The organism is Mesorhizobium sp. M0923, assembly GCF_040319365.1.
GTDB lineage: Bacteria > Pseudomonadota > Alphaproteobacteria > Rhizobiales > Rhizobiaceae > Mesorhizobium.
Genome location: NZ_JAMYNW010000029.1, coordinates 66,913 through 84,853, shown reverse-complemented (window position 1 = coordinate 84,853; position 17,941 = coordinate 66,913). Strand labels below are relative to the sequence as shown.

Annotated in this window: 16 protein-coding genes and 2 pseudogenes; 13 read left to right on the top strand and 5 right to left on the bottom strand. The window is 61.4% G+C overall.

Features of this window, described 5'->3' with window-relative positions:
* From NKH89_RS31900 to NKH89_RS31865, 8 genes and pseudogenes are all read left to right on the top strand, one after another.
* The coding region (locus tag NKH89_RS31900; protein WP_352911249.1) for a sugar phosphate isomerase/epimerase family protein at positions 1-725 on the top strand (725 nt) is incomplete at its 5' end.
* Between the two features lie 11 nt (positions 726-736).
* A complete protein-coding gene (locus NKH89_RS31895) occupies positions 737-1,045 on the top strand; it encodes a MocE family 2Fe-2S type ferredoxin (RefSeq protein ID WP_023718630.1) in 309 nt (102 codons plus the stop codon).
* A 1-nt stretch (position 1,046) separates the two neighbouring features.
* Entirely contained in the window at positions 1,047-1,829 is a 783-nt protein-coding gene (locus NKH89_RS31890; protein WP_352494522.1) for a TIM barrel protein, read from the top strand.
* Between the two features lie 9 nt (positions 1,830-1,838).
* Positions 1,839-2,663: a 3-methyl-2-oxobutanoate hydroxymethyltransferase gene (locus NKH89_RS31885; RefSeq protein ID WP_023718628.1), complete on the top strand. Its 825-nt coding sequence runs from the start codon at positions 1,839-1,841 to the stop codon at positions 2,661-2,663.
* A gap of 127 nt (positions 2,664-2,790) precedes the next feature.
* Positions 2,791-3,791: pseudogene (iolG, locus tag NKH89_RS31880) on the top strand (inositol 2-dehydrogenase).
* 116 nt (positions 3,792-3,907) lie between these two features.
* A pseudogene (gene folD / locus NKH89_RS31875) lies at positions 3,908-4,775 on the top strand (bifunctional methylenetetrahydrofolate dehydrogenase/methenyltetrahydrofolate cyclohydrolase FolD).
* Between the two features lie 21 nt (positions 4,776-4,796).
* The gene (purU, locus tag NKH89_RS31870; RefSeq protein ID WP_352911246.1) at positions 4,797-5,681 is read left to right on the top strand and encodes a formyltetrahydrofolate deformylase; all 885 of its coding nucleotides are present in this window, start codon (positions 4,797-4,799) and stop codon (positions 5,679-5,681) included.
* Positions 5,682-5,765: 84 nt separating this feature from the next.
* Positions 5,766-6,074 carry a MurR/RpiR family transcriptional regulator gene (locus NKH89_RS31865; protein ID WP_084642600.1) on the top strand — a complete coding sequence of 103 codons (309 nt, stop codon included), beginning with the start codon at positions 5,766-5,768 and terminating at the stop codon, positions 6,072-6,074.
* A gap of 413 nt (positions 6,075-6,487) precedes the next feature.
* On the opposite strand, the gene NKH89_RS31860 is transcribed toward NKH89_RS31865, so the two are convergent.
* The 5 genes from NKH89_RS31860 to iolD form a co-directional block, all read right to left on the bottom strand.
* Positions 6,488-7,621 carry a Gfo/Idh/MocA family protein gene (locus NKH89_RS31860; protein WP_023718623.1) on the bottom strand — a complete coding sequence of 378 codons (1,134 nt, stop codon included), beginning with the start codon at positions 7,619-7,621 and terminating at the stop codon, positions 6,488-6,490.
* Positions 7,622-7,653: 32 nt separating this feature from the next.
* Complete coding sequence (locus NKH89_RS31855; protein WP_031193888.1) at positions 7,654-8,724, bottom strand: sugar phosphate isomerase/epimerase family protein; 1,071 nt, start codon at positions 8,722-8,724, stop codon at positions 7,654-7,656.
* A gap of 125 nt (positions 8,725-8,849) precedes the next feature.
* Positions 8,850-9,665, bottom strand: coding sequence for an SDR family oxidoreductase (locus NKH89_RS31850; protein ID WP_352494519.1), 816 nt, complete (start codon positions 9,663-9,665; stop codon positions 8,850-8,852).
* On the bottom strand, positions 9,662-10,567 hold the full coding sequence (gene iolE, locus NKH89_RS31845; RefSeq protein WP_031193886.1) for a myo-inosose-2 dehydratase: 906 nt from the start codon (positions 10,565-10,567) through the stop codon (positions 9,662-9,664). The genes NKH89_RS31850 and iolE overlap by 4 nt, the downstream gene beginning before the upstream one ends.
* Before the next feature lie 126 nt (positions 10,568-10,693).
* On the bottom strand, positions 10,694-12,538 hold the full coding sequence (gene iolD, locus NKH89_RS31840; protein ID WP_352494518.1) for a 3D-(3,5/4)-trihydroxycyclohexane-1,2-dione acylhydrolase (decyclizing): 1,845 nt from the start codon (positions 12,536-12,538) through the stop codon (positions 10,694-10,696).
* Between the two features lie 108 nt (positions 12,539-12,646).
* Between iolD and iolG (NKH89_RS31835) the strand changes: the two genes are divergently transcribed.
* From iolG (NKH89_RS31835) to NKH89_RS31815, 5 genes are all read left to right on the top strand, one after another.
* Positions 12,647-13,666, top strand: a complete 1,020-nt coding sequence (gene iolG / locus NKH89_RS31835) for an inositol 2-dehydrogenase (protein WP_352494517.1) — start codon at positions 12,647-12,649, stop codon at positions 13,664-13,666.
* A complete protein-coding gene (locus NKH89_RS31830) occupies positions 13,659-15,095 on the top strand; it encodes an NAD-dependent succinate-semialdehyde dehydrogenase (protein ID WP_023718617.1) in 1,437 nt (478 codons plus the stop codon). Before iolG (NKH89_RS31835) ends, NKH89_RS31830 begins: the two co-directional genes overlap by 8 nt.
* A gap of 12 nt (positions 15,096-15,107) precedes the next feature.
* The gene (locus NKH89_RS31825; protein WP_023718616.1) at positions 15,108-15,920 is read left to right on the top strand and encodes an HpcH/HpaI aldolase family protein; all 813 of its coding nucleotides are present in this window, start codon (positions 15,108-15,110) and stop codon (positions 15,918-15,920) included.
* Positions 15,920-16,885 carry a hydroxyacid dehydrogenase gene (locus tag NKH89_RS31820; RefSeq protein WP_031193884.1) on the top strand — a complete coding sequence of 322 codons (966 nt, stop codon included), beginning with the start codon at positions 15,920-15,922 and terminating at the stop codon, positions 16,883-16,885. The genes NKH89_RS31825 and NKH89_RS31820 overlap by 1 nt, the downstream gene beginning before the upstream one ends.
* Positions 16,886-17,182: 297 nt before the next feature.
* The gene (locus NKH89_RS31815) at positions 17,183-17,932 is read left to right on the top strand and encodes an ATP-binding cassette domain-containing protein (protein WP_023718614.1); all 750 of its coding nucleotides are present in this window, start codon (positions 17,183-17,185) and stop codon (positions 17,930-17,932) included.
* The last annotated feature ends 9 nt before the right edge of the window (positions 17,933-17,941 follow it).

Genomic DNA, 17,941 nt, shown 5'->3' with positions numbered 1-17,941 from the left:
TGCACCCGACCGATCCGGCCCAAGGCCAAGGATTGAAAGACACGATCCGCGTCGCCGGAGAGATGGGCATTCGCACCGTCTGCACCATGAGCGGTCTGCCGGCTGGCAGCGCTGGCGACAGCATGCCGAACTGGGTCGTCTCGTCTTGGCCGCCGGAAACGCAGACCATCCTTAGATATCAATGGGAAGATAAGCTGATACCCTTCTGGACCGAGATCGCGGCGCTGGCGAAGGAAAACGGTGTCGATCGCATCGCGCTCGAACTCCACGGCAATCAGTGCGTATACAACGTGCCCTCGCTCCTGAAACTGCGGGAAGCGGTCGGACCTGTCCTAGGCGCCAATCTCGACCCCTCGCACCTGTTCTGGATGGGCGCTGATCCTCTCGCTGCCGCCGACGCGCTAGGCGAGGCCGTCTATCACGTTCACGCCAAGGATACGATGCTCAACCGGCCGGTTCAGGCAACGACCTCGCTGCTTGAGAATGGGAGCCTGATGAACATTCCGGCACGGTCCTGGAGCTACATTACACTTGGGTTCGGGCACGGCGAGGAGTGGTGGCGGCAGTTCTGCTACCGACTCAAGATGGCTGGCTATGACGGCTGGCTTTCCATCGAGCACGAAGACGTCCTTCTGAATTCGCTGGAGGGACTCGAGAAGTCCGTCGCGCTGCTCCAGGGCGTGATGCCGTCCGCTCCCGCAGACTTCAAACCGCAAGATATCTGAGGAGAGAATCAATGCCCTGGGTTGACGCTTGTGCCGCTGATGAAATCGAAGCCGAGGAAGCTAAACGCTTCGAGAATGGCGACCGTACCTTCGCAATCTTCCGCAACGACGCGGACGAATTCTATTGTACAGACGGGCTTTGCACGCATGAGAAGATCCACCTTGCCGACGGTCTTGTCATGGGGAATACGGTGGAGTGCCCCAAGCATGCTTCCGTTTTCGACTTCACGACCGGCGAAGTAGAGACGCCACCGGCGTGCGAGAACCTCAAGACTTACAAGACAAAGGTCGAGGACGGCCGCGTGTATATCGAGGTCTGACATGTCCGATACCTTTACGCTTGCGGCATGCGCCGAGATGCTCTGGCGCGACCGGCCGATGGAATGGCGCGTCAAGCGCCTCACCGAAATAGGCTTCCAGGTCGGCCTCTGGAACTGGCCCGATCACGACCTCGCAATGCTGGAGAAATCCGGCGCGATCTTCTCGATCATGAACGGCTATCTGCGCGGCAGGCTTGCCGACGACGAGGGTGCCGCCGAACTGTTGAAGACAGCAAAGGAGACGGCGGCGGTTGGCAAGCGCCTCGGCGTCGCGCGGCTCAATTTGCACGGCACCGGGCTCGGCGATGGCGGCATGCCGGTCACGCCTTGCGAAACGATAACCGGCGCGATGTGGCTGAAGGCGCGCGAGACGCTGAACCGTATCGCGGATCTAGCCGAGGCCGAGGGAGTGACCTTCACGCTGGAGAATCTGAACCTTCCGGTCGACCATCCCGGCGTGCCGTTTGGGCGCGCCGAAGACACACTTGCGCTGGTGTCGAGCGTCAACCGACCGGGCCTGCGCCTCAATCTCGATCTCTACCATGCGCAGATCGGCGAAGGGAATCTGATCGCGCTCTGTCGCGCCTGTCTGCCTTGGATCGGCGAGGTCCAGGTGGCCGACGTTCCCGGACGCATGGAGCCCGGCACCGGCGAGATCAATTACCGGGGCATCGCCCGCGCGCTTAAAGACATGGGCTACCGCGGGCCGGTTGGGATGGAGGCGTTTGCCTCCGGTGATCCCGAGGCGGCGCTACTAGCCTTCCGCGAAGCTTTCACCGTCTGAGGAACAAGAATGGTCACCAAGAACACCCGGCCCACCGTCGCAGACATTCGCGCCATGAAGGCGCGCGGCGAGAAGATCTCGATGCTTTATGTCACCACGGAAGAAGAGGCCGCGGCCGCGAACGCGGCGGGGATCCAGATGCTGTCGATCGAGGGGCGCTTTTTCAGTCCTCAAATGCGTGAGGCGGCTGGGCGCTGCTTCGTCCAGGTCGGTCTGCCGTATGGTGGCTGGGGAACCTTTGAGGGCCGACCTCTCGCAACTGCCGAGGACTATCTGCGAGCAGCTTTCCACTTCGCAGCGATGGGAGGTGACTGCTTCTATTGCGCTGCCTCCTATGACATCCAGAAGACATTATGCGATAATCACGTGCCAATCGTCGCACATGTCGGCCTCATTCCTTCCTACATCACCTGGACAGGCTTTCGGGCGGTGGGCAAGACCGGGCAGGAAGCCCTGAAAGTCTGGCAGCAGGTGAAGCAGCTTGAGGCCATCGGCTGCTTCGGCGCCGAGCTTGAAGTTGTCCCTGACAAAGTCGGTGCATTCATCTCGAAGAACACTTCGATGATCATGCTCGGCATGGGGGCCGGGCCGGGAGCCGATGCGCAATATCTGTTCGCCGAGGACGTGCTTGGCCATACCGATGGCCATAAGCCGCGCCATGCCAAGACCTATCGCAATTTCGCGGCCGAGTATGCGCGGCTCCAACAGGAGCGGATTGCGGCGTTCAAGGAATTCGTCGCCGACGTCGGTTCGGGAGCCTACCCGCAGCCGCAGCACAATGTTGCGATCGCGGAGGCGGAATACCGCCAATTCCTGGAGCAGGCGAAAGCCTAAACCAGATCCAGAGACATCCTTCAAATGGGGAGGGACGGGCTCGTCCCCCATCAGCGGGCAAGCGCGTTCAAAACTTTCTCGCTGATCTAAAGATCAACCAGACACACAGCAAAGCTAGAGGACAACTATGCTCAAAGTCGGCCTTCTCGGTGCCGGACGTATCGCCGGCGTTCACGCGACGGCTATCTCGTCGCATCCCGACAGCACGCTCGTCGCGGTGTCGGACATCAATGCCGCAGCCGCGGAAAAGCTCGCTTCCCAGTATGATGCCGAGGCTCGGACCACTGACGCCATACTCAACGATGTCTCGATCGACGCGGTGCTAATCGCAACTTCGACCGATACTCACTCCGACCTGATCGAGCGGGCGACTGTCGCCGGCAAGGCCGTGCTTTGCGAGAAGCCTGTGGATCTGAGCCTTGCCCGCGCACACGCTTGCCAGAAAGTTGCCGCCGGAACTGGCCGCCCGGTGATGATAGGATTCAACCGCCGCTTCGATCCGAACTTTGCATCTCTGAAGGCGGCCGCTGACAGAGGTGAGATCGGCAAGTCCGAACTCCTGTCGATTACGTCCTTCGACCCGGCGCCGCCTCCGGTTGCCCACATCAAGGTATCTGGTGGCCTGTTCCGGGACATGATGATCCACGATTTCGACATGGCGAATTTCATCATGGGAACTGCTCCCGTAGCGGTCACGTCGGTGGCATCCTCTATCGTCGATCCGGAGATCGGGGCAGCCGGAGACGTCGACTCGGCTGTCGTCACGTTGACCTACGCGGACGGCCGGATCGCGGTCATCAAAACTCCCGCCGCGCTGTCTACGGCTATGATCAGCGCGTGGAACTTCTGGGGTCCGAAGGGCTACTGCAGGCGCAGAACATGCTGGAAAACACGGTGGTGAAGTCCACCACCTCTGGCGTGACGGGGGCCAAGCCGACCTACTTCTTCCCGGAGCGCTACATGCCGGCCTATGCCGCCGAATGGGCCGGTTTTGTCGAGGCAGTCAATGGTGGCAAGGCGGTTCCCGTCACCCTAGACGACGGCATTGCCGCGCTGGCGATGGCAGAGGCAGCAACGGTGTCGGCGAAGACCGGTGCCCCCGTCAGTCTAGCGAGCGTTCTGGGCTGAGCCGGCGGATCACCAAACGTCGGGACTCTTGCCGGATCAGAAAGCATGGGCCCTCCGGCTTCGTCATTCGGAACCGGTGCAGGCAGTATCTAGCGTTTTGGAAAACAGGATTTGCCATGGAAAGTCCACGTCCTGAAATGATCATCGACGGGAAGGCCGCTGCGGCCGTTCTGGCGGGCAAGGTCACCGCTGATGTTGCGACACTCAGAGCGAAGACCGGCCTGGTGCCTGGTCTGGCGGCCGTACTGGTGGGTGACGATCCGGCCAGCGCCGTCTATGTCTCCTCAAAGCATCGCCAGACTATTGCCGCGGGGATGGCTTCCTTCGAGCACCGGCTGCCCGTGCGGACCACCGAAGATGACCTCCTCGGGTTGATTGAGAAGCTGAACGGCGATCCCGCAGTGCACGGCATCCTCGTGCAACTCCCGTTGCCGCCGCAGATCGATGCAAGCGCCGTGCTCAATGCCATTGTGCCGAGCAAGGACGTTGATGGATTTCATATCCAAAATGCCGGCAGCTTGGCGACCGGCCAGGAGGCGCTGGTGCCGTGCACACCACTTGGTTGCCTGATGCTCCTGAAGGAAAGGCTCGGCGACCTGTCCGGACTGCATGCCATCATCATCGGCCGCAGCAACATCGTCGGCAAGCCGATGGCCCAGTTGCTGCTGTCCGAAAACTGCACCGTCACCATCGCGCACTCGCATACCCGCGATCTGGCGCCGGTCAGCCGACATCCTGGTGGCAGCAGTGGGAAGGGCAGAGATGATCCGAGGCGATTGGATCAAGCCAGGTGCGGTCGTGATCGATGTCGGCATCAACCGCGTGACGCGAGACGGTAAGCCGCAGCTCGTGGGCGATGTCGCATTCGCAGAGGCGGCCCACGCCGGCGCCATAACGCCGGTCCCTGGCGGCGTCGGCCCCATGACGATCGCCTGCCTGCTTTCCAATACGCTGACGGCGTTCCGCCGCAGCCTTCAGGCGTAAGTCCGCCCAGGAAGAGAGCCAATGTTGAACTTTGCACTTCGCGTCAAATGCCGCTCGACCAGGGGGATTGTCGCGGCGATCTCGACGTTCCTCGCCGACCAAACCTGCAACATTACTGACAGCGCGCAGTTCGACGACGCCGACACCGGCAACTTCTTCATGCGGGTGAGCTTCCGCTCCGAAGGCGGATGGGGGCTGGAAGAACTCCGTTCGGGCTTCAAAGCAATCGCCTCGCAGTTCGGCATGGAGTGGGAATTCTTCGACGAGAGCGTCAAGCGCAGGGTCATCATAATGGTCTCGCGGTTTGGCCATTGCCTCAACGACCTTCTGTATCGCTGGCGTATCGGAGCGCTTCCGATTGACATCGTCGGAGTGATCTCCAATCACATGGACTACCAGAAGGTCGTCGTGAACCACGAAATCCCGTTTCACCTCATCAAGGTAACGAAAGAGAACAAGGCCGAGGCAGAGGCACATCAGATGCGCGTGGTCGAGGACGCGGGCGCCGAGTTGGTCGTCCTGGCGCGGTACATGCAGGTTCTCTCGGACGAGATGTGCCAGAAAATGTCTGGCCGGATCATCAACATCCACCATTCCTTCCTGCCCTCGTTCAAAGGCGCCAATCCGTACAAACAGGCCCACGACCGAGGTGTGAAGCTGATCGGGGCTACGTCGCATTACGTGACGGCTGACCTGGACGAAGGACCCATCATCGAGCAGGACACGATCCGCGTGACGCATGCGCAGTCCAGCGAGGACTATGTCAGCCTCGGCCGCGACGTCGAGGCACAGGTGCTCGCCCGGGCAATCCACGCCCATATCCATCGTCGGGTTTTCCTCAACGGGAACAAGACCGTCGTATTCCCCGCGTCGCCTGGATCGTTTGCTTCAGAGCGATTGGGCTGACGTGGCTCGTGAACGCCTTGCCGTCATGGGCTGGATTTCAGGGCTAGCTGGCTACCGATTCTTCGAAGGTCTGGAGGGTTTCGGATGAAATCGCCTGTACTTGCACACAGACCCAAATGTCTTGATGAGATCAAAACTGCGATCGCGAAGCGCGAGCTTCGATTGACCCCCGCTCTCGAGAAGGTAGCTCGGCAAGCACTTGAAAAGCCGGAGATCATTGCATTTGAAAGCGCGGCCGCGATTGCCCGCCGCTGTGGCGTGGGCACTACTGCGCCGACAAGGCTTGCCCGCTGTTTTGGATTCTCCGCTTTTCGCGAGATGAAGAAGTTCTTTCAGGATAGTATGCGCGTTCGGGGCGGGCGTCCTTTGCCGCCAAGCCACGAACGTGGTTGACCAGCCTGAAAATCTTCGACACGCGTGCAGAGCTAGCGTTGGTCGTCAGATTGCTATGCCGACTAATCAAATCGCATTGAGTAGCGCCGCCGGCATGATCGCGTTCCGTTTACGCCGCAGACCGGCTGGAACTCAATGCTAGAAAAGGTCAGGTGGTGACGACGTCCACCCCACCTACGGTCCGCTCTCTAAGGTCAGTAGCACGAGAGCTGCCATTCCGCGTCCAGCCCCCATGAAGTCATTCCGGAACATGCCTCCGAACGGCCGCCATTGGCGCTAACTTCTCGTTCCGGCAGCGGGAACTCCCCTTCCATCCTGACCACTTGGGTAGCCAGCTACTTGAGTTTTGACCCAGACTCCCCGGAAGGATTGAGGGCCCGCCGACCTTGCGTCGGCGCACCCCCGATGGCCTGTCAGACGGCGTGAGGTTTCAGCCATGGCTGCCCTTCGGCTTCGGCGCTATCGACGACTGCATCGACGAATGCCACACCCTTCAGCCCGTCATAAGCGGTCGGCACGTTCAACCCTATTGCCGCTGCCTTGCGCCCCTCGCGACGGGCGTGGATGGCTTCGGCAAAGCCGCGATAGAGATTGGCGAAGGCCTCCAGATAGCCCTCGGGATGGCCGGGCGGTGTGCGGGTTCGCACCTTCGCTGCCTCACTCAGATCGTCAGCACCCCGCTTGATGGTCTCGGTGCGACCGAACAGCGGTGAGAAAATCAGCTCGTTCGGTTGCTCCTGGAACCAGGTTAACCCGCCCTTTTCGCCGAAGACACGCAGCCGGATCCCGTTCGAGCAGCCGAGTGCGACCTGTGACGACCAAAGCAGCCCTCGCGCGCCCCCTTCGTAGCGCAGCAGCACATGGGCGTTGTCGTCAAGCACGCGTCCCTCGACGAAGGAAGCGAGGTCTGCTGTCAGGGACTCCAGCTTCAGCCCGGTCACGAAGCCAGCCAGATGATAGGCGTGCGTGCCGATGTCGCCGATCGAGCCGCCACGCCCCGATCGCTTCGGGTCGGTGCGCCAGGCGGCCTGGACATTGCCGGCGGTCTCGATGGCCGTCGCCATCCATTCCAGGGGATACTCCACCTGCACGATGCGGATCGCGCCAAGCTTGCCTGCTGCCACGATCTCGCGCGCCTCATGCACCATCGGATACCCCGAATAGGTATAGGTCACGCCCATGAAGCGTCCGGTCTCGCGCACCAGCTGCTCGAGCGCGATCGCGTCTTCGAGTGTGTTAGTCAGCGGCTTTTCGCAGATCACCTCGTAGCCGGCCTCGAGAAAAGCCTTGGCGATCGGAAAATGGGTGTGGTTTGGCGTGCAGATCGCCACCACGTCGATGCGATCCTCGCGATCGTTTTCCGCGGCGATCATGGCCTTGAAGTCGTCATAGGATCGGGCGGGATCGATACCTTGCGTTGCCGCGAAGCGGTGGCCGCGCGCTGCATCCGCGTCGAACGCGCCGGCTACAAGCTGGAAGGCGCCATCGAACCGGGCGGAGATGCGATGGATGTTGCCGATATAGGCGCCTTCGCCGCCGCCGACCATGCCGAGCCGAAGCGGTCGCTGAAAATCAGCAGTCACGAGCGTGCCCCCCTGTCGATACCTAAAATGGCATCGTTGATCGTGCGGTCCGCACTGGCCTTGACGAAGTCGTCGAAGGCGCGTTCGGAAACGCGGATGATGTGATCGGCGATGAAGCGGGCTCCCTCAGCCGCGCCGTCCTCTGAATTCTTGAGGCAGCATTCCCACTCGAGCACCGCCCAGCCGTCGAAGTCGTAGCCGGAGAGTTTCGAGAAAATCGCCTTGAAGTCGATCTGTCCGTCGCCTGGGGAGCGGAAGCGGCCGGCGCGCCGGATCCAGGGCTGGAAGCCGCCATAGGCGCCGGTCTTACCGTCCGGCCGGAACTCGGCATCCTTGACGTGGAACATTTTGATGCGCTCGTGATAGTGGTCGATGTAGGCGAGATAATCGATCGCCTGCAGCACGAGATGGCTGGGGTCGTACATGATGTTGCAGCGCGGATGGTTGCCGACGCGCTCCAGGAACATCTCGAAGGTCAGCCCGTCATGCAGGTCTTCGGCAGGATGGATTTCGTAGCACAGGTCCACGCCACTCTCGTCGAAGGCATCAAGGATTGGCCGCCAGCGCCGAGCCTGCTCATCGAAACCGTCGTCGATCAGCCCATCCGTCCATTGCGGATAGGGATAGAGGAACGGCCACAGCAGCGAACCTGAGAAGGTGACATGGCGGTCTATGCCGAAACGCCTCGACGCCTTGGCGGCGAGATGAAGCTGCTCGACTGCCCACGCCTGCCGTGCGGCCGGATTGCCCCGCACCTCGGGTGCGGCGAAGGAATCCGCCGGATGATCGTAGGCGGGATGCAGGGCCACAAGCTGACCTTGCAGATGCGACGCCAGTTCGGTGACAACCAGGCCGTGTTCGGCGAGCTTGCCGGCATAGTCATCGCAATAGGTCTGGCTTTCAGCCGCTTGCTTCAAATCGATGACGCGCTTGTCCCAGGTCGGTATCTGCACGCCCTTGAAGCCCTTGGCCGAGGCCCAGCCGGCCAATCCCTCGATGCTGTTGAACGGTGCTTCGTCGCCCGCGAATTGAGCCAGAAACACAGCTGGCCCCTTAATGGTCCGCATCTTGCTCTCCTTCTGGCGGCAGGGCCGCCGGTTCATCCGTTATCGGAGCCGCCCAGAAGAGTGATGTGGGTCCTCACAGGGCAGCTGCTTTCTTTTCCGTCTCCGCTTCGACGGTTCCAATGGCTTCAGAGCGCCATCGCCTTCTCAGGCACGGCCATGGGACCGGGTGCGGCGCCAAGCACGGTCTGGTCGTAATCCACCACCGCACCCGTCATGAGACCCGCATCGTCCGAAACGAGAAAGTTGACCGCTCGTGCCGCCTCGCGGGGGTCGATCAGGCGTCCGAAGGGCAGGTGTGCAACGGCTTTCGCTTCCCAGTCGGGATCGCCCTTCTCGCTCGCCTGCAATTCCCGCTCGTGGTCGGACGCCATCCAGCCGATATCCAGCTGGTTGACGCGGATGCGGTTCTTCATGACGGAAAATGCCGTGTTGCGGGTCAGTGTCGCCAGTGCCGCCTTGGTGGCGCAGTAGACGTTGATGAAGGGCTGGCCGGCCTGCTGCGAAATCGAGCCGATGTTGCAGATCGCACCCTCGATGCCATGGCCGATCATGTGCCGGATGGCTTCCTGCATGAGGAAATAAGGTCCGCGTACATTCACGGCGAACAGGGCGTCGAACAATTCTGGCGATGTGTCGAGGATCGTGCCTCGGTCCGTCCGCGCGCCTGCATTGACCAGCACGTCGATTCTTCCGAAAACGCGCTCCGCTTCCGCGATCACGCGGCGGCAATCCTCGACATTGCCAAGATCGGCGTTGACATAGTGCACGGGCACGCCCGTGGCGTGCGAAATGTCTGCGGCCACCGCGCGGCCCTTGGTTTCGTTACGACCAAGTGTGACGAGGCCAGCGGCTCCGGCTCGGGCGAGCTGGCGAGCGATAGCCGCGCCCAGTCCTTGCGTCGATCCGGTGACGACGCAGATCTTACCATCCATCCGGTTCATGCCTTGTCCTCCACTGTGTAGCCAGCCGCGGCCATGACGCGCAGCAATTCCTTGTGACCTATCTTCGCCATTTCGAGCGGCGGGCTTTTGACGGGATCCTGCTCGGCTTCAACGACGAACCAGCCTTCGTAGCCGTGGCTCGCCAAGCGCTTGATCATCGCCTCGAAGTCGAGCGAGCCGTCGCCGGGCACGGTGAAGGCTCCCTTGACCACCGCGTCGAGAAAACTTTCCCGGGTGCGGTCGAGCCCGTCCACGACTGCCTGGCGGATATCCTTGGTGTGTACATGCGAAATGCGGGCGTGGTGCTTGTCGACCACCCGCAGCACGTCGCCGCCGGCAAAGGCCATGTGGCCGGCGTCGTAAAGCAGGGCCAGACCCTCGCCGGAATGTTTCATCAGGAAGTCGAGCTCTTCCTCGGTCTCGATCGGCGCGGCCATGTGGTGGTGGTAGGAAATCGGCATGCCCTCGTCCGAACACCATTCGGCGAAGGCAGTCATCTTGCGACCATAGATTCTGATCTCGTCTTCCGAGAGCCGCCGCTTGGTGGAAAGCGGCGCGGAGCGATCACCCTGTATGGTGCCTGCAGTCTCGCCGTAGACGATGCAGGGGGCATCGACGGCCTTGAAGAGCTGCATCTGCTGGGCGATGCGGTCTTTCTCCGCTTCGATATCGCCGTCAAGCAGCAGACCGGAGAACCAGCCGCCGCAGACGCTCATGCCGTGCTGCCTCAGAATGGGCTCGAGAACCGCCGCGTCCATCGGGAAGCGGCGGCCGGTCTCCATGCCGGTGAAGCCGGCCTCACGGGCCTGCCGCAGACACTCCTCCAGCGAAACGTCGTCGCTCAATTCGGCGAGGTCATCGTTCCACCAGGCGATCGGCGCGATGCCGAGCTTGGCTCTCATCTTGATCTCCATCATCATTCCAGCTGCCGCCGCCCACTTTTGGCGCCGCGAAAAAACTGCCGGAACAATGCTCAGGGAGTGTGGCATCGTTCCGGCAGAGGACGCCCCAGGGGGCGTCCGAAAAACCTAGACTCCGATGCGCTGCCGTTTGCGGCCTTCGGCTTGAACCGAATGGGCCTCGCGCACCTCGGCCCGCTCGCTGACCTGCGGCACGCCGACATCCCACCAGGCGTCGCCGGGTGTCCAGGTGTAGCCATCGGAGACGATGGTGATCACGGTGGTGCGATCCGTCCCTTTGGCCCACTCCACAGCCTGGCCGAGATCGGCAAGGCTCTCTACCCGCCGCGTGAGGGCGCCCATGGCCTCGGCGTGCTTGGCGAAGTCGACCGAAAACGGCTCCTTGACCCGGCAATCCTTGATCAAGTTGTTGAACGACGCGCCGCCCTTGGCATTCTGCAGCCGGTTGATCACCGCATAACCGCCATTGTCACAGACGATCAGGATCATCTTGTGGCCGGCGAGGACCGATGAGTAGACGTCGGAATTCATCATCATGTAGGTGCCGTCGCCGATCATCACGATTGGCGTGCGGCTCGGATCCGCCATCGCCGCACCCCATCCGGCTGAGATCTCATAGCCCATGCAGGAAAATCCGAACTCGCAGTCGAAGGTGTTCGGCTCTTTCACGCGCCAGTTCTTCATGACTTCCCCGGGAAGCCCGCCTGCCGCGGTGATCAGCAGATCCCGCTCGCCGGCCTTCGCGTTGACCACGCCGACGACCTGCGCGTAAGTCGGAACCGGGTCATTCGTGGGTTTTTGGAATCCGTCGAGCGCGGTGTTCCACTTGGCAAACTCGACCTTGCCTTTTTCGGTCCAGCCGCTTTCGGCTTTCCAGTCACCGAGCGCGGCCTCGACCTCGTTGATGGTTTCCAGCGCATCGCCGACCACGGCGAGAGCCCGGTGCTTCGTGGCATCCCACCGCGCGGCGTTGATCGAGACGAATTTGGCGTCGGGGCTGAACGCACTCCACGATCCCGTCGTGAAGTCCATGAGCCGCGTGCCGACGGCCAGGATCACATCGGCCTCACCCGCAAGCGCGTTCGCCGATGTCGAGCCGACGATGCCAATGGGCCCGACATGGGCAGGATGGTCGTGCGTCACCGTGCCCTTACCGGCGATGGTTTCGGCAAGCGGAATACCGCGCGCCTCGGCGAATTTCGCAACAGCAGCCTCCGCACCGGAGTAACGCACGCCGCCGCCTGAAATGATCAGCGGACGCTTTGCCGCCTTGAGAAGACGCACCGCCTCTTCGAGACGCGCGCGATCCGGCCGGGGGCGCGGAATCGCATGGACCGTGGGTTCGAAGAAGGACTCGGGATAATCCCAGACGACCTCCTGCACGTCTTGGGGAAGGGCGATGAAAGCCGGCCCGCAGTCGGCCGGATCAAGCAGAACCGCGACCGCCTGGGGCAGCGAGGAGATGATCTGTTCGGGATGGACAATACGGTCCCAGTAGCGAGTCACCGCCTTGAACGCGTCGTTGACGTTTACTGTAGGATCGCCGAAGTGCTCGACCTGCTGCATCACCGGATCCGGCCGGCGGCTGACAAAGGTGTCGCCGGCAAGCATCAGTACCGGAAGCCGATTTGAATGGGCGACGCCTGCGGCGGTCACCATGTTCAGAGCGCCCGGGCCGATAGAGGTAGCGGCGATCATGATCTGGCGCCGGCGCTTCGCTTTCGCGAACCCGATCGCAGCCAGTGCCATCGACTGCTCGTTCTGGCCGCGCCATGTTGGCAGGACGTCCTGCGCGGCCTCCAAGGCCTCGGACAGGCAGGTGACATTGCCGTGACCGAAAATGGCGAACACGCCCGCAAACAGCGGAGCCTTGCTGCCGTCGATAACGGTGAATTGATTGCTTAAATAGCGCACGAGCGCCTGCGTCATGGTCAGACGAATGGTCTTCGTCATCGCTTCCTCCCTGGCGAATTTCCGTTGTGCAGACTATTACGAAATAGCCATTGACAAATCAACCTCTTCGCAACGATCATTGCAAAAATATTGTTGCGGAGGAATGCAATGCTGAGAATTGGCGTGCTCGGTTGCGGGCGCATCGGGCGCATGCATGCGGCCAATATCGCTGCACACCCACGAACGAAACTGGCGGCGGTGTATGACGTCAATCGCGCCGCCGCCGACGAAGTGTCAGCCATGCTCGGCCTTCCCGCGTTGGACTCGGCCGACGCCATGTTTGACACGGACGATGTGGACGCCGTGTTGATCGCGACGGCCACCGATACCCATGTCGACTACATTGAGCGGGCAGTGGCGGCCGGAAAGCCAGTGTTGTGCGAGAAGCCCATCGACCTTGACCTGATGCGTGTCGATCGCTGTGCCGCGAACATCCGTGGAAGCAAGCTGCCCATCATGATTGGCTTCGTCCGCCGCTTCGATCCCGGGCATGCTGCGGTGCGGGCGGCTCTCCAGAGTGGCGAGCTCGGCGAGCTCCACCAGGTGATCATCACGTCGCGGGATCCTGGCATGGCGCCAGCTGCCTACATACGCGTGTCCGGCGGCATATTTCGCGACATGACAATCCACGATTTTGACATGGCTCGCTTCATGCTCGGTGAAGAGCCCGTTGAGGTCTTTGCGACCGGCAGCCGGCTGGTCGACCCGGACCTGATGGCCGAGACGAATGACTGGGATACGGTGACCGTGGTTTTGCGCACCGCCAGCGGCAAGCAGTGCATCATCAACAACTCACGACGCGCGGTCTATGGATACGATCAGCGCGTCGAGGCTTTCGGATCGGCCGGCATGGCGATTTCCGAGAACCGACGCGCGCATGAGGCCCGTATCTATGCCGATGGGCTGAGCGATCGGGCGCAGCCATACCTTCACTTCTTTATCGAGCGATACAGGGAAGCGTTCAACGCTGAAATCGACGACTTCGTCGACGCCATCGAAAATGGACGCCAGCCGTCGGTCGTATTCGAGGACGGACGCCTTGCGCTGGTCCTCGCCGAAGCAGCGATCAAATCTGTCGCAGAGCGTCGGGTGGTCAGCACCAGCGAGATCGGTGACGGCAATGTATGACAAATACGGACTTTTCATCGACGGTGAATGGCGCGCCGCTTCCGACCGAAGCACGGCGACCGTAGCCAGTCCCGTCACCGAACGCTCACTGGGCGACACTCCAACCGCGACGCTGGACGATACACAATCTGCCTTGGCGGCCGCCGAACGTGGCCTTTCTGCCTGGCGAGCAAAGAGCGCGTTCGAGCGCGCCGACGCGCTTCACGCTATCGCCGACGAAATGGGCCGGCGCAAGGACGAAGCCGCCCGCATGATTACGCTGGAGACGGGCAAGCCCATTGCCCAATCCGAACGCGAGTGGGTTCTGGCGACGGATCAGTTCCGGTGGTACGCCGAGGAGGCTCGGCGTGTTTATGGCCGTATCATCGAGAGCCGTGTCCCCGGAGGTCGCTTCGAAGTGCTGCATGAGCCGATCGGCGTCGTGGCGGCCTTTACGGCATGGAATTTTCCGGCCGCGCTCGTCGCCCGCAAGGTCGCCCCGGCGCTTGCCGCCGGTTGTTCGGCCATCCTTCGGCCTTCGAGCCAGACGCCAGGGGTCGCGATGGTGATGATCGACTGCCTGCGTGCGGGCAGGCTCCCCCCAGGCACGGTCGGTCTTCTCGTCGGGTCCACGGCCACAACCTACGTGCCGCTGATGGCGTCGGCGCTTGTGCGCAAGGTTTCGCTGACCGGGTCTACACGGGTCGGGCAGCAAATGCTGCGCGACGCAGCCGATACGGTGAAGAAGGTGTCGATGGAGCTTGGCGGTAACGCGCCTCTCATCGTCTTCGACGACGCGGATATCGAAAGCGCGCTCAACGTGTCCGTGCCCACGAAGTTCGCCAATGCCGGGCAGGTTTGCGTCACGCCAGACCGCTTTTTCATCCACGAAAAGGTCCATGATGCTTTCGTCGACGGGTTCGTCACGCGGGCGAAGGCCCTGAAGCTGGGTGATGGTCTCGATCCGACGGTGCAGATGGGCCCCTTGATCAATGCCAGGAGGACCGACGAAATCGAACAAATCGTTACCGACGCGGAAAAGGCCGGTGCCAGGATTGCCGCAGGCGGCCGCCGCTCGCCGGCGTTCAACGCCGGTCATTTCTTTGAGCCGACGGTCCTTACCGATGTTGCTGACGACATGACCGTGTTTGCCGAGGAGAATTTTGGTCCGATCGCGGCCATCACCCGTTTCTCGTCCGAAGAGGAGGTCCTGGGTCGGGCAAACGCCTCGAAGATGGGGCTTTCTGCCTATGCCTTCACCCGGGATGCGGGGCGCGCCCGCAGAGTTGTCGCGACGCTCAAGGCCGGAATGGTCGGCATCAACAGCTTTGCGCTAGCGGCTTCCGAGGCGCCGTTCGGCGGGACCAACCATTCCGGCATGGGCCGGGAAGGCGGCGCGGAAGGTATCCGGGACTATCTCGATACCAAGCTGGCTCATATCGTATTCTAAGGAGCGTTTTTCATGATCAAGAACAGGCTCAAGCAGCTTTGGGCCGATGGGAAGCCCACCATCAATGGCTGGCTTTCGATCGGCAACAGTTTCACCGCCGAGATCATGGCGGCGCAAGGTTACGACTGCATCGGCGTCGACCTCCAACATGGAGCGCTCGATTACAGCGGCCTGCTGCTAATGCTCCAGGCGATGCGTGCCTCCGCTACGGTGCCGCTCGTCAGGGTGCCTTGGCTGGAGCCAGGCATCATCATGAAAGTGCTCGACGCAGGTGCTTACGGCGTCATCTGTCCGATGGTGAATACCGCCGAACAGGCGGCCGAGTTTGTCAGCTACGTGCGCTATCCGCCACTCGGCAGCCGAAGCTTTGGTCCGACACGTGTGAATTTCGCGGCCGGTGCCAATTACGCTTCTGAATCCAATGGCGAGATACTTGCCTTTGCCATGGTTGAGACGGCCGAGGCGATGGACAATCTCGACGCGATCGCTTCGACCCCTGGACTGGACGGGATCTACGTTGGTCCGGCCGACCTGACCCTCGGCATGACCCAGGGCCGCTTGCCGCCTGCCTTCGACCGCGAAGAACCGGAGATGATCGAGGCCATCCAGCATATCGTGGCGGCCTGCAAAAAAGCCGGCATAGCCGCGGGATTGCACTGTGGAACTCCGGCTTACGCGGCGCGTGCGATCGGGTGGGGCTACAACATGACCACCGTCTCCAACGACGTGCGCATGCTGGCCGGTGCGGCGGAAGCGAACGTCAAAAAGTTCAGGGAACTCACGGGCGGATCAAGCGTCAGCGCCGGTTCCAAGGGAGGGTACTGATGCCGCATGTTCTAGTTGCCGGGAAACTCCATCCGGCTGGAATTTCCTTGCTCGAACAGGCCGCCGGCATCACCTACGATTACGTGGAGGAAGTCTCCGAGCCAAGTTATGCCCCGCTGATCGACAAGGCCGACGGGCTGGTGATCCGCACACAGCCTCTCTCGGCGGCGACCGTTGAGATGGGGCACAGGCTCCGGATCGTGTCCCGCCACGGTGTCGGCTACGACTCTGTCGATTTGCCGTCCCTCAACAAGCGTGGGATCACGCTCGCCGTCGTCGGAGACGTCAATTCCATATCTGTCGCCGAGCACGCGATGATGATGCTCCTTGCCTGCGCCAAGCATGCTGTGCGCGGCGACCGGTCAGTTCGCGAGGGTGTGTGGAATTGGCGCAACCGGCTGGAAGCTTCGGAACTGGCCGGCAAGCGCCTGCTGATTCTTGGCTACGGCCGCATCGGCCGGCATCTCGCGAAGATGGCGGCTGCCTTTTCCATGGAAGTCGCCGCCTACGATCCGTATCTCGAAAAAATCGGATGGCCGGAAGGCCCTGCTAAAGCCGTCTCCGATCTGGCGTCGGCCCTTCAATGGGCGGATGCGATTTCCGTCCATGCTCCCAAGGGCGATGCTCCTGTGATCGGCGAGCGCGAGTTCGCCCTTCTGAAGCCGGGAGCCTGGCTCGTGAACACCGCGCGCGGCGGCGTCGTCGACGAAAAGGCACTTCTTGCAGCCCTTGCGTCTGGCAAGGTGGCGGCCGCTGGCCTCGACGTGTTCGACGAGGAACCCCCCGCCGCCGACAATCCGCTTCTGTCCTGCGATCAGGTGATCCTGTCGCCGCATATTGCCGGCCTCACCGCCGAATGCGGTGAACGGATGGCCGTGTCAGCTGTGCGCAATGTGCTCGATTTCTTCGAGAGCAGGATCGACCCGATGCTCGTGGTCAACGGCAAAGAGCTGAACGGCCATTGATAGCATCGCAGCCGCTAAGCAACCACCGGAAGCCGCTACCCAAGGTCTGTCAGTCCGGTGCAACAGGAAACCGTTGCAACAAAGCAGATGCCGCAATTGGGCAATCGCTTGAAAGCGATTCCGCATGAAGTCGCGCAAAAACATATCATATTAAAAACAGTTAGTTAATTGGCATCAAAATAGTTGTTGCAAATTATAAAACTCTGCAATAAGCATTGTTGCACAAGAACTTCATATGCAATTTCCGTTGCAAAATGAGGCGAGGCGAGACTCCAAGAGCCGCCGGTCCACGGGAGGATGAACCACGTGTCTTTGCTTGAAGTGCAGGGCGTCGGCAAAAGCTTCGGAGCAATCCGCGCGCTGTCCGACGTCAGCTTTTCGATCGAACCCGGTGAAGTGGCCGGCCTGATGGGGGACAACGGCGCCGGCAAGTCGACAATGGTCAAACTGATTTCGGGAAATTTTCCCCCGACCGAAGGGCAGATCAGAGTCGGCGGCAAGGCCTGCCACTTCCATAAGCCGCTCGATGCTCGCGCCGAGGGGATCGAGGTCGTGTATCAGGATCTCGCGCTGGCGGACAATCTAACCGCCGCGCAGAACGTGTTTCTAGGCCGAGAACTCAAAAAGGGCATCTGGCCTTTCCGAATACTCGATAAGCAGGCGATGATCGATCGCTCCGCGGAGCTGTTCAGCGAACTGAAGTCAGAAACGCGGCCACGCGATCTCGTAAAAAAAATGTCGGGCGGTCAGCGCCAGGCAATTGCGATTTCACGGACCCGTTTGTCCAACGCCAGACTCGTCATTATGGACGAACCGACCGCTGCGATTTCCGTGCGCCAAGTTGCTGAGGTCCTGGAATTGATCCGGCGCATGAAAGCGCGCGGTGTCGCGGTGATCCTGATTAGCCACCGCATGCCAGACGTTTTTGCCGTGTGCGATCGCATCGTCGTTCTACGGCGCGGAACGAAGGTTGCCGACAAACCCACCCTTCAGACATCTCCGGAAGAAATCACCGGACTAATCACGGGAGCGATCCGTGCAGCCTAGTCAACCCGA